Genomic DNA, 11925 nt, shown 5'->3' on the forward strand with positions numbered 1-11925 from the left:
GCCGGGGCAGCGGCACCTACGACATCGCCGACCGCGAGCAGGTTTCGCTGCGCACGATCCTCACCCGGCTGCGGGCGGGAATGGGCCGGCCGCCGCGCCTTTTGCCCTTCCCGCCGTCCATCATGCGGCTTGGCTTGCGCGCCGCCGGGCGCGGACAACTCGCCGAGACCCTGCTGGGCGATCTGACGGTCGATCCCTCAAATTTCATGCAGGTCTTCGGCTGGAGGCCGCCCGAAACGACGGGCGATGCCATCGAGGCTTCGGGCCGGCAATACGCGACCACGGCAGGAAGGGTCAGGCGGGCTTCTTCTGAAGCGCTTTGAGGAGTGCGCGGTGGATCGTTTCGTTGCCGGCGACGATCGAACTGGCCTCGAGGACATCGTGATTGCCGCTCCTGTCGGTAACGTAGCCGCCGGCCTCGCGAATCATCAGGACGCCCGCGGCGATATCCCATGGCGAGAGCGCGTCTTCCCAGAAGCCGTCGAAACGTCCGGCCGCGACATAGGCCAGATCGAGCGAAGCGGAGCCGAGGCGGCGGATGCCCGATACCTCGCCCATAACGTTGCGCATGTCGAGGAGCGTCTGGCCGTGATTGCCGCGGCCCAGATGCGGAATGCCGGTGCCGAGAACGGCGTCCGACAGCCGCGTGCGGGCGGCGACGCGCATGCGCCGGTCGTTGAAGAAAGCGCCGGCGCCGCGCTCGGCCGTATAAAGCTCGTCCATGACCGGGTTGTAGACGACGCCGGCCACGAGCTGGCCTTGCCGCTCGAGCGCGATGGAAACGGCGAAGACGGGGATGCCGTGCAGGAAGTTCGTGGTGCCGTCGAGCGGGTCGACGAGCCAGCGATGCTGGGGATCGTCGCCTTCCACCACGCCGCGCTCCTCCATCAGGAACGAATAGCCCGGGCGCACCCGGGACAGCTCTGCGTACACGATTTCCTCGGCGCGGCGGTCGGCCTGGCTGACGTAGTCGCCCGGCCCCTTGAGCGAGACCTGCAGGTTCTGCACCTCACCGAAGTCACGCGCCAACGAGCGTCCCGCCTTCATGGCGGCCTGAACCATGACATTGATGATGGCCGAACGCGGCATGAACGATCCTATGCGTGGTTGGGATGGCGCGCGCCCTCAGTCGGCGCGGCGCACATACGTGATTTCGTTGGTATCGACGACGATCCTCTCGCCGGAGCTGATGAAGGGCGGCACCATCACGCGCACGCCGTTCTCCATCACCGCGGGCTTGTAGGAGGAGGCCGCCGTCTGCCCCTTCACCACCGGGTCGGCCTGGGCGATCTCCAGCGTCACCTGGTCCGGCAGGGAGATGCCGATCGGCTTTTCCTCATAGAGCTCGACGGTCACGGTCATGCCGTCCTGCAGGAAGGCGGCACGGTCGCCGACGAAGTCCTTCTGCAGCTCGAGCTGCTCGTAGGTTTCCGAATCCATGAAGACCAGGGCGTCCCCCTGCTCGTAGAGATAGGTGAACTCCTTCTGCTCCAGGCGCACCTTCTCGACCGTCTCGGCGGCACGGAAGCGCTCATTGAGCTTCGTGCCGTCGATGAGATTCTTCATCTCGACCTGATTGTAGGCGCCGCCCTTCCCGGGCTTGACGTGGTTGGTCTTCACAGCCACCCAGAGACCGCCATTGTGCTCGATGACGTTTCCGGGCCGGATTTCATTGCCGTTGATCTTCATCCTGACCTGTCCTGATGTGTTCGTGCGTCGCGCAGGCGCGGGCCGGAGCTTCCAAGAACATAAAACGGGTGTGTAGGCAAGACGCGGCGATCAGGGGAGTAGGCGAGTGGGGCGAGGCAGTCGGCCGGTGCGGCAATGAAAAAAGCGCCGACCAAAAGCAAGCGGGCTCTCGTTGTCCTGTTTTCGCTCACCGCAGCCGATTGGCCCGCTCGACGGCTTCCTTCAGCTCTTCGTCGGTGAGCCCCGCCATGAAGTCCTTCATTTCGGGATCTTCCAGACCGGCGCGGCGGGCCAGGATATACCATGCGGCAGCAAGCACAGGGTCGGGTTCGACGCCGATGCCGGCTCGGTAGAGCTTGGCGACACGGTTCTGGGCGGCGACGTTGCCGCTTTCGGCCGCGCGCTTCAGCCATGCGAAGCCCTTTTTCGGATCGGCCTTTCCGCCTCGCCCCTCGACCAGCCAGGTGCCGAGGTCGAGCTGGGCGGTGTCGTAGTTCTGGCGCGCCGCCTTGCGCAGCCAGCGGAGCGCTTCGGCTTCGTCCTGCTGCTTGTGGCCGACGCCGTGCGTATGGATCTGCGCCATCGCATATTGCGCGTCGGGCAGGCGCGCTGAGGCGGCGCGCTCGTACCATCTCACCGCCTCGTCGACCGAGGAGCCCGACTCCATCATCATCTGCGCAAGATTGAACTGTGCGAGCGGCTCGCCGGCTTCCGCCGCGCTGCGCATCAGCGTCAGGGCCTGTTCGGGATCCTTCTCCACGAGGCTGCCGTCGATGAGGATCAGCGCATACTGCATCTGCGCTTCCGGTATGCCCTGCTTGGCCGCCTCGGCGTACAGTTCAGCCGCCTTCTCCACGTCCTTGGCGACCCCCAGCCCACGGGCATAAATCTCCGCCATCAGGGTCTGCGCGGCGGGATCGCCGGCCTCGGCGCGCGGACGGGCGAGCTTCAGGGCGGTGAGGTAGTAGCCGCGCTGAAACGCGCCGAAGGCGGCATCCTCCCGTTTACCGAAGCGCCGGGGATCGACGTTCTCCAGGGTGGGCCGCTTCAGCTCGAAGGGAGCCTCCTGCTGCTCCTCGGCGCCGCTTTCCGTCCCGTCCACCTCCTGCGCGGGGGCGGCGGACCAGGCCACGACTGCGGCCAGCGCGAAGACGACGAGGCGGATGGGCGGGAACTGCTTTGGCTTCATTTCGCCAGATCGTCCAATCTCGGTGCGTGCGTGTCGAGCCGCGCATTTGCCTCTGCGACCATTTGCGCCGGATCGGCGCCGGCGGCGAAGACGGCGTTGCCCAGGGCGACGAACTCCGCACCGGTCCGCGCGACATCGTCCACCGAGGCGATATCGGCGCCGGCGAGCACGATACAGGGAATCTCCACCAACTGCGACCACCATTCGCCCAGCGCAAGATTGCGCGGGTGCGGCTCAGGTTTGCCGTCATAGCCGAAACGACCGAAAAAAATGTAATCGGGCTGCGTCTCGCCGAGTTCCAGCGCGGTGTCGCGGTTCTTCGCTCCGCCGCAGCCGACCATCATCTTGGCCTGATGCTTGCCAATCACCTCGGCAAGCTCCGCCTTCGTTCCTTCGATGTGGACACCATCGGCGCCGACACGGGCGGCCATGCGCGGCTCGCCCGCGATAATGGCGGCAACGCCGCGGGCCTGCGCCATTCGGGTCAGCCGCTCCGCATGTTCCTGGAAGGCTGCTTCGTCGGCGCCGTAGGCGGGAATGACGAGCGAAGCGACGTCTCCGCCGGCAAGCGCGCTGTCGACGCGCTCGAGCATGCCCTCGCCCGTTGGCGGGGCGATGAGCACGAGGCGGCAGCGGTTGGGTGTGCTGGTTTCACTCATGGATTTCCATTGCCCGGCTCTCCTTCTGGCCGCCCATTTTGGTCTGATTGCGGCATAGCGGAGGGGCGCGCGGGCGACAAGGATCTTGGATTCTTCATCCAGCCCCTCGTCAAGCGGCGGCGCGCGGTCTATGTCGGCCGAAACGTTGATCCTTCTTGAGCATGACTCCCATTCTCGGCGATCCGCTATTCTACATGGCCGCGATTCCGGCCGTCATTCTGGTCGGCCTGTCGAAAGGCGGGTTCGGCGGGGCCATGGCATTGCTGGGCGTTCCCTTGATCGCGCTGGTGGTGCCGCCGGTGCAGGCGGCCGCGATCCTGCTGCCGATCCTGATCGTCATGGACGTCGTTTCGCTGTGGGCCTGGCGCGGCTATTTCGACCGGCGGGTGCTCGCCATCATGCTGCCGGGCGCGCTCGTCGGCATCACCATCGGCTGGATGACGGCGGCCGTCGTGACCGACGGCCATGTGCGGCTGATCGTCGGCGTCATCACGCTCCTGTTCTTCCTGCGCTGGGTGCGCCAAAAGCTCTTCACCGGCGAGCGCGCGGCACCGCAGAAGCCGGTGAAGGGATTCTTCTGGGGCGGTGTGGCCGGCTTCACCAGCTTCGTGGCGCATGCGGGCGGGCCACCCTACCAGATCTACGCCTTGCCTCTGAAGCACGATCCTCGGGTCTATACGGGCACCAGCGTCGTCTTCTTCGCCGTCGTCAATGCCGTGAAGCTCGTTCCCTATTTCGCCCTCGGCCAGTTCGACGCCACGAACCTCACCGCCTCGCTTGTGCTTTCACCGCTCGCGCCGCTCGCGACCCTGGCCGGGGTGTGGGTCGTCAAGCGCATGAAGCCGCAGGTCTTCTACCCTTTCATGTACGCAATGATGCTGATCATTTCACTCAAGCTCATCCATGACGGCGTAGCGAGCCTCTGGGACTGGTGAGACGAACCCGCCTGTGGTTAAAATCGTCACGACGTGGAGGGAGGAAACACGTTGAGCACGAACCCCTATGAGCAGGATCTCGACCGCAATCCGGCCAACTTCCAGCCGCTAACACCGATCACGTTCCTGGAGCGGGCGGCGATGACGTTTCCGGACCATCCGGCCGTCATCCACGGCCGGCTGCGGCGCAGTTACAGCCTCTTCTGGGAGCGCGCCCGGCGGCTGGCCTCGGCGCTTGTCCGGCGCGGTATCGGCAAGGGCGACACGGTCTCGGTGATGCTGCCGAACACGCCGCCCATGCTGGAGGCGCATTTCGGCGTGCCGATGACGCGGGCCGTTCTGCACTCGATCAACACGCGGCTGGACCCGGCCGTCATTGCCTTCCAGCTCGACCACGCCGACAGCAAGGTCGTCATCGTCGACCGCGAGTTCTCGGGGGTGATGAAGGAGGCGCTGGCGAAAGCCAGGGTGAACCCGCTGGTGATCGATTGCGACGATCCGGAATATCCGGCCGACGCGCCGTATCCGAAGGGGGAGTGCATCGGCAGCGAGGATTACGACGTCTTCGTCGAGGCGGGCGAGCCGGATTTCGCCTGGTCTATGCCGGATGACGAATGGGACGCGATCGCGCTCAACTACACCTCCGGCACCACCGGCAATCCCAAGGGCGTGGTCTCCCATCACCGCGGGGCGACGCTGATGGCCTATTCCAACACCATCCATGCCGGGCTTGGCCGCCATCCCGTCTATCTGTGGACGCTGCCCATGTTCCACTGCAACGGCTGGTGCTTCCCGTGGACGCTGGCCCTGCAGGCGGGCACCCATGTGTGCCTGCGCTGGGTGCGGGCAAAGGCCATGTACGATGCCATCGCCGACCATCGCGTGACGCATCTGTGCGGCGCGCCGGTCGTCATGTCCACGCTGATCAATGCCGACGAATCGGACAAGCGCACCTTCCCGCAGACCGTCATCTTCAACACCGCGGCGGCGCCGCCGCCCGAAGCCGTGCTGGCGGGCATGGCCGAGGCCGGTTTCGCCGTCACCCATCTCTACGGGCTGACCGAGACATACGGGCCGGCCGTGGTGAACGAGTGGAATACGGAATGGGACGGTCTCGACGGGCCGGGGCAGGCCGCGCGCAAGGCACGCCAGGGCGTGCGCTACGCAGCGCTCGAGGATCTGACCGTCATGGACCCGGAGACCATGCGGCCGGTGCCTGCCGACGGCGAGACGCTCGGCGAGGTGATGTTCCGCGGCAACATCGTCATGAAGGGTTATCTCAAGAACAAGGCGGCGACGGAGAAGGCCTTCGCCGGCGGCTGGTTCCATTCCGGCGACCTCGGCGTTCTGCACCGGGACGGCTATCTCCAGCTCAAGGACCGGTCCAAGGACATCATCATTTCCGGCGGCGAGAACATTTCGTCTATCGAGGTGGAGGAGGCGCTCTACAGGCACCCGGCAATCGCCGCCTGCGGCGTGGTGGCGCGCGCCGACGACAAATGGGGCGAGACCCCGGTTGCCTTCGTCGAACTGAAGCCGGGGCGGGAGGCGAGCGCGGAGGAAATCATCGCCCATTGCCGGCAGCTCCTGGCCGCCTTCAAATGTCCCCGGCACGTGATCTTCGCCGAGATCCCGAAGACCTCCACGGGCAAGATACAGAAGTTCCGACTGCGCGAGCAGGCCAAGTCGCTCTAGGGGAAAAATCGCATCGAAAGGCGTTTTTTAATCAAAGAATCCGGTGTTCGTTAAGAGCTTGTTAAGCTTTACGTGCGTTTACTGTGCGTATCCAGTGATCTGGATTCTTACCGAGTGGCTGGAGCCATTCTGTTTGACGCCTCCCTGTTAAACTCCTGAGAGCCGCCATCCGCGGCTCTTTTTTTGTCCCCAACTGCTGTTAACCGTTCGTTAAGCGGGGGCTTGCCTTCGGGTTCCTTGAAAGGCATTTTCCATCGCGGGACGTGGACAGACATATAGCGCATCGGGGCTCCCCCGGTGCCGTTGAAACTTGGTGGGGCGTATCACGGATGATCACCGGGAGTACGGGTGCCGCGAATCCGGTCAGCTTGGCTGAAAGGCGGATCTTCACGGATTCCTTCAAGCCGCTTTACAACGATGGCATGGGGCTCGTTGAAGAGGCGGCCGAATATCTCGACGGCGAAGGCAGGGTTGCGGCCAAGACGTTGCCGCGCGTGGCGGCCGGGCTCTATGCGGCCGAGTCCATGCGGCTGACGACGCGCCTGATGCAGCTTGCCTCCTGGCTGCTCTTGCAACGGGCGGCCAATTCCGGCGAGATGACGCGGGAGCAGGTCGCGGCCGAAAAGGCCAAGGTGCGGCTCGACACGGCCTCGTCGCAGGCGGACGCGCCCGGCTGGAGCGAACTCCCGGAAACCTTCCGCAGTCTGGTACGGCGGTCCCTGCGCCTGGAGGCGCTGGTGCGGCGCATGGACGAGGCGATCTACGGCGGCGCGGACACGGAGCCGCCGGTCGACGAGACCTTCGCCTTCAATCCCGTCTCCGATCAGATCACGCTCTTGCAAACGGCCTTCGGCCGGAACTGATCGCCAAACGCGGCACGGACGGTGCTTCGCGCTGGCATTGGTGCGGGCCGTAGCTATGGTGTGGCCATGGCAGAAGCGATTCGCATCATCGGCATCGACCCGGGGCTCAGGCGCACCGGCTGGGCGGTTCTCGAGGCGCTGGGCAATTCGCTGCGCTTCGTGCATGCCGGGACCGTACGCTCCGACGACAAGGCCGACCTCGCCTCGCGTCTTTGCCAGCTCCACGACGGTCTTGCAGACGTGCTGCATGCGCACATGCCGCAGGAAGCGGCGGTGGAGGCGACGTTCGTCAACAAGGACGCCGCCGCCACGCTGAAGCTCGGCCAGGCGCGCGGCATCGCCATGCTGGTGCCGGCGCGCGCGGGGCTGCGGGTGGCCGAATACGCGCCCAACGCGGTAAAGAAGGCGGTGATCGGCGTCGGCCATGGAGACAAGAAGCAGATCCACATGATGGTGAAGGTGCTTTTGCCCAGGGCGCGTTTCGACACCGACGACGCGGCGGACGCCATCGCCATCGCCATCTGCCACGCCCATCATCGGCAGTCCGCGACCGCTCGCCTTGCCCTTGAGGCGTTGAAATGATCGGCAAGCTGAAGGGCATCGTCGACGAGATCGGCGAGGATCATTGCATCGTCGACGTGGGCGGGGTCGGTTATGTCGCGCACTGTTCGGCTCGCACGCTCACCGCGCTCGAAGGAGTGGGGACGGCCGTGACGCTGTTCATCGAGACCTATGTGCGCGAGGACATGATCCGCCTCTACGGGTTTCGGAGCGCGCTGGAGCGCGAATGGTTCCGGCTCCTGCAGAACAACGTCCAGGGCGTCGGCGCCAAGGTGGCGCTGTCGGTCTTGTCGACGCTTTCCCCGGCCGAACTCGCCAACGCCATCGCGCTCAAGGACGCGGCCATGGTGGCCCGCGCGCCGGGCGTGGGCCGCAAGGTGGCCGAGCGGATCGTGACGGAACTGAAGACCAAGGCGCCCGCCTATGCCGGGGAGGCGGCGCAGACGATCGGGCTCAAGCAGGACCTCGGCGAAAACGCGGCGCCGGCGCCGGTCGCAGACGCGGTCTCGGCGCTCGCCAATCTCGGCTATTCGCGCGACATGGCCGCCAACGCAGTGGCCGCGGCGCTGAAGACGGCGGGCGAGGGGGCGGATGCCGGAACGCTGATCCGGCTGGGATTGAAGGAGTTGGCGCGGTAAGGGGCCTGGGATCTTCCTTGTTAAGCGCGGTGTTCCTTACTATTGGATGGTAAGTGGCCCGGCCGGGGACAAGGAAATGGGAATCGAAGCGCCGGCTATGAAATTGTCGACGGGAAGATCGTGCTTGTGCCGAAAAACAGGAGTGTGCTCGATCTCGCCGGGACCTTGTACGGTCCGGTCCGCAAGGCGGTGTCGATCGAGGATATGAACGAGTCGATTGCCGAAGCCGCAACGGAAAGATACGAGCGCCTGCGTGCTCGGCGTTGATACCGGTGTGGTCGTCCGACTTTTCACGCGTGACGATGAATCGGTGCCTGGAATGGAGCTTCTCACATGAGCGAGGCCGACCGCCTCATCTCGGCCGACCAGCGTGGCGAGGATGTCGATGCCGGCATGCGGCCGCAGACGCTCGGCGAGTTCGTCGGGCAGAAGGCGGCGCGGGCGAACCTGAAGGTCTTCGTGGAGGCGGCGCGCGGGCGCGGCGAGGCATTGGACCATGTACTCTTCGTTGGACCGCCGGGACTCGGCAAGACAACGCTGGCGCAGATCATGGCGCGCGAACTCGGCGTCAATTTCCGCGCCACATCGGGCCCGGTGATCGCCAAGGCGGGGGATCTCGCCGCGCTGCTCACCAACCTGGAAGAGCGCGACGTGCTCTTCATCGACGAGATTCACCGGTTGAACCCGGCGGTGGAGGAGATCCTCTACCCCGCCATGGAAGATTACCAGCTCGACCTCATCATCGGCGAGGGGCCGGCTGCGCGCTCGGTGAAGATCGATCTCGCCAAGTTCACGCTCGTGGCGGCGACGACGCGGCTCGGCCTTTTGACCACGCCGCTGCGCGACCGTTTCGGCATTCCCGTCCGGCTCGAATTCTACACGGTGGAGGAACTGCAGGCGATCGTCACGCGCGGCGCCCGTATTCTCGGCCTGCCGCTGACGGAAGACGGTGCCGAGGAGATCGCCCGGCGCGCCCGCGGCACGCCACGCATTGCCGGCAGGCTTCTGCGCCGGGTGCGCGATTTCGCCTCCGTGGCGGGGGCGGAAAAGGTGACGCGGCCGGTCGCCGACGACGCGCTGTCGCGGCTGGAAGTGGATGCGCTCGGCCTCGACCAGCTCGACCGGCGCTATCTCACCATGATCGTGGAAAACTTCGGCGGCGGTCCGGTCGGCATCGAGACCATCGCGGCCGCGCTTTCGGAGCCGCGCGACGCCATCGAGGACATCATCGAGCCCTATCTCATCCAGCAGGGCTTTATCCAGCGCACGCCGCGCGGGCGGGTGCTGGCCGCAAGGGCATGGAAGCATCTGGGGCTGGAGGCGCCGCGGGAGATCACCCAGGCGCAGATCAGCCTGTTCCAGGAGGAGGAATAGTGCGCGTTGCCGTTGATGCCGATGGATTGTCGGTGGTCGGGCATGGATTCGAGGATCGATGCCTGAACCGGCCCCACCGCAGAACGGGTCAATCGGAGGGCAACGGTGCATGACCGATCGCGGCGACGATCTCACGGCAGGCCTCAGCGGCGCTCTGACGTCTGAAGGCCATCGCCTGATGGCGCGGGTTTATTTCGCCGACACGGATTTCACCGGTGTGGTCTATCACGCCCGCTATCTCGAATTCCTAGAGCGAGGGCGCTCGGATTTCCTGCGGTTGGCCGGCGTGCATCACACGGAGCTTGCCGACGGCAAGCATGGCGAGAAGCTTTCCTGGGTGGTGCGGCGCATGGAGATCGACTTCCGCCAGCCCGCGCGCATAGACGACATCATTACGGTCGACACGAGGGTGGAGCGGATCTCCGGCGCGCGCATCTTCATGGTGCAACAACTGACGCGGCAGGGGGAACTGCTCGTCGCGGCGAACGTGGAAGCGGCGATCATCGGCGCGTCGGGCAAGCCACGGCGCTTCCCCAGGGAATGGGCGGCGGCGTTTCTGCGCCAGCCCGAGTAAAACGGGACTTCCGTGCAAATATTCGCGACTCCGTAACACCACGTTAACCATGAAGGACCATAAGCTTCATGGTGCCACGGGGCCTCTTCGCGCCTTCCTTTGACCAAATTTTAACGGAAAAAGGCGCGCTGAGGCCCGCGGGGGACACTGCGGCTTCCGCGAAGTGGTGCAGGCGCGCGGGCGGACGGAACGGCACAGAGATGCTGCCCAGATTTTACGAGGACGTTTATCCATGGAAAGTGTAGCGCTCACCGCGCCGGGTGGGGATCTGTCCATCTGGGCGCTGTTCTGGCAAGCGGGATGGGTGGTGAAGCTGGTCATGATCGGCCTGCTCGGGGCGTCGATCTGGACCTGGGCGATCATCGTCGACAAGCTGGTCGCCTATGCGCGCATGCGTGTCGCGCTCGACCGTTTCGAGCAGGTTTTCTGGTCTGGCCAGTCGCTGGAAGAGCTTTATCGTACGCTTTCGGAACGCAAGACCAGCGGCATGGGCTCGATCTTCGTTGCCGCCATGCGCGAATGGAAGAAGTCGTTCGAAAAGGGTGCGCGCTCGCCGCTCGGCCTGCAGACACGCGTCGACAAGGCGATGGACCTGGCGCTGGCGCGCGAGATGGAACGCCTCGAGGGCCGCCTCGGCTTTCTTGCTTCCATCGGTTCCTCCGCTCCCTTCATCGGCCTGTTCGGCACGGTTGTGGGCATCATGACCTCCTTCCAGGCCATCGCCGGCTCCAAATCGACCAACCTGGCCGTGGTGGCGCCGGGTATCGCCGAGGCGCTGCTGGCCACCGCCATGGGCCTGCTCGCGGCCATTCCCGCCGTCATCGCCTACAACAAGCTGACGGCGGACGCCGGCCGGCTGAGCGCGCGCATGGAGGGCTTCGCCGACGAGTTTTCCGCCATACTCTCGCGGCAAATCGATGAGAAGGTGGCGCCGAAAGCCAGGGCAGAGGAGTACGCCTGATGGGGATGTCGGTGGCCTCCGCCCGCGGGGGCGGTAACGGGCGCAGGCGCCGCGGGCGCCGGCACGCGCTGATGTCGGAAATCAACGTCACGCCCTTCGTCGACGTGATGCTGGTGCTGCTCATCATCTTCATGGTCGCCGCCCCGCTGCTGACGGTGGGCGTGCCGATCGATCTGCCGGAGACCCGGGCCGAGGCGCTGAATTCCGAGACCCAGCCGATCACCATCTCCGTCAACAATGAAGGGCGTATCTACCTGCAGGAAACGGAAGTCCCGATCGACGAGGTGGTGGCGAAGCTTCAGGCGATCGCCCAGGCCGGCTACGATGAACGCATCTATGTGCGCGGCGACAGGGCGGCCGACTACGGAACGGTCATGCGCGTGATGGCGCGCATCTCGGCCGCAGGCTTCCGCAATCTCGGTCTGGTCACGCTCCAGGAACAGGACAGCTGATTTCCATGAAGGCCGGTCTCGCCACATCGGTCACCTTGCATGCGATCCTCCTCGGCGTCGGGCTTTTCTCGCTGTCGGGACCGCGTGCCTATGAAGTGGCCGATGTCGAGGCGTTGCCGGTCGACATCATTCCCGTCGGCGATCTCACGCAGGTACAGGAAGGCGCGAAGGAGGCTCCGGCCGAGAAACGACCGGCCCCGATGCCGACCCAGCGGCCGGACCCGGTGGAGAACGCGCAGACGGTGGGCGAGGCGGATACCGATCTTGACGCCCCGCCGACGCCGGAGCCGAAGGCGCGGCCGGTGGAGCAGGCCGCGCAGCCGACATCGGCGCCG

Annotated in this window: 13 protein-coding genes and 2 pseudogenes; 11 read left to right on the top strand and 4 right to left on the bottom strand. The window is 65.5% G+C overall.

Annotated features, from left to right (window positions below; translation table 11 throughout):
- Positions 1 to 323 (top strand): annotated as a pseudogene (locus ACFP9U_RS19480) (hypothetical protein); the annotation flags it as partial.
- On the opposite strand, the gene ACFP9U_RS19485 reads toward ACFP9U_RS19480, so the two are convergent.
- The 4 genes from ACFP9U_RS19485 to ACFP9U_RS19500 form a co-directional block, all read right to left on the bottom strand.
- The gene (locus ACFP9U_RS19485; protein WP_378624011.1) at positions 295 to 1089 is read right to left on the bottom strand and encodes an inositol monophosphatase family protein; all 795 of its coding nucleotides are present in this window, start codon (positions 1087 to 1089) and stop codon (positions 295 to 297) included. The pseudogene ACFP9U_RS19480 and the gene ACFP9U_RS19485 overlap by 29 nt on opposite strands.
- 36 nt (positions 1090 to 1125) lie before the next feature.
- Positions 1126 to 1689: an elongation factor P gene (efp, locus tag ACFP9U_RS19490; RefSeq protein WP_322453034.1), complete on the bottom strand. Its 564-nt coding sequence runs from the start codon at positions 1687 to 1689 to the stop codon at positions 1126 to 1128.
- Between the two features lie 187 nt (positions 1690 to 1876).
- On the bottom strand, positions 1877 to 2878 hold the full coding sequence (locus tag ACFP9U_RS19495) for an SEL1-like repeat protein (RefSeq protein WP_378624013.1): 1002 nt from the start codon (positions 2876 to 2878) through the stop codon (positions 1877 to 1879).
- Positions 2875 to 3537: a thiamine phosphate synthase gene (locus tag ACFP9U_RS19500; protein ID WP_378624015.1), complete on the bottom strand. Its 663-nt coding sequence runs from the start codon at positions 3535 to 3537 to the stop codon at positions 2875 to 2877. The genes ACFP9U_RS19495 and ACFP9U_RS19500 overlap by 4 nt, the downstream gene beginning before the upstream one ends.
- A gap of 161 nt (positions 3538 to 3698) precedes the next feature.
- On the opposite strand from ACFP9U_RS19500, the gene ACFP9U_RS19505 reads away from it, so the two are divergent.
- The 10 genes and pseudogenes from ACFP9U_RS19505 to ACFP9U_RS19550 form a co-directional block, all read left to right on the top strand.
- Positions 3699 to 4472 (top strand): sulfite exporter TauE/SafE family protein, encoded by a 774-nt coding sequence (locus ACFP9U_RS19505; RefSeq protein WP_378624026.1) that lies wholly within the window; start codon positions 3699 to 3701, stop codon positions 4470 to 4472.
- A gap of 51 nt (positions 4473 to 4523) precedes the next feature.
- Entirely contained in the window at positions 4524 to 6167 is a 1644-nt protein-coding gene (locus tag ACFP9U_RS19510; protein ID WP_378624017.1) for an acyl-CoA synthetase, read from the top strand.
- Between the two features lie 329 nt (positions 6168 to 6496).
- Entirely contained in the window at positions 6497 to 7030 is a 534-nt protein-coding gene (locus tag ACFP9U_RS19515) for a DUF1465 family protein (protein WP_322453029.1), read from the top strand.
- A 66-nt stretch (positions 7031 to 7096) separates the two neighbouring features.
- Positions 7097 to 7612, top strand: a complete 516-nt coding sequence (gene ruvC, locus ACFP9U_RS19520; RefSeq protein ID WP_378624019.1) for a crossover junction endodeoxyribonuclease RuvC — start codon at positions 7097 to 7099, stop codon at positions 7610 to 7612.
- Positions 7609 to 8229, top strand: coding sequence for a Holliday junction branch migration protein RuvA (gene ruvA / locus ACFP9U_RS19525; protein ID WP_378624021.1), 621 nt, complete (start codon positions 7609 to 7611; stop codon positions 8227 to 8229). The genes ruvC and ruvA overlap by 4 nt, the downstream gene beginning before the upstream one ends.
- Before the next feature lie 333 nt (positions 8230 to 8562).
- Positions 8563 to 9603, top strand: coding sequence for a Holliday junction branch migration DNA helicase RuvB (gene ruvB, locus ACFP9U_RS19530; protein WP_322453024.1), 1041 nt, complete (start codon positions 8563 to 8565; stop codon positions 9601 to 9603).
- Between the two features lie 109 nt (positions 9604 to 9712).
- Positions 9713 to 10177, top strand: a complete 465-nt coding sequence (gene ybgC, locus ACFP9U_RS19535) for a tol-pal system-associated acyl-CoA thioesterase (protein WP_378624023.1) — start codon at positions 9713 to 9715, stop codon at positions 10175 to 10177.
- A 232-nt stretch (positions 10178 to 10409) separates the two neighbouring features.
- On the top strand, positions 10410 to 11138 hold the full coding sequence (tolQ, locus tag ACFP9U_RS19540; protein WP_378624024.1) for a protein TolQ: 729 nt from the start codon (positions 10410 to 10412) through the stop codon (positions 11136 to 11138).
- A complete protein-coding gene (gene tolR, locus ACFP9U_RS19545) occupies positions 11138 to 11590 on the top strand; it encodes a protein TolR (RefSeq protein WP_378624025.1) in 453 nt (150 codons plus the stop codon). The genes tolQ and tolR overlap by 1 nt, the downstream gene beginning before the upstream one ends.
- Positions 11591 to 11595: 5 nt before the next feature.
- Positions 11596 to 11925, top strand: a pseudogene (locus ACFP9U_RS19550) (hypothetical protein); the annotation flags it as partial.

Source organism: Nitratireductor sp. GCM10026969 (genome assembly GCF_042660605.1).
GTDB lineage: Bacteria > Pseudomonadota > Alphaproteobacteria > Rhizobiales > Rhizobiaceae > Chelativorans.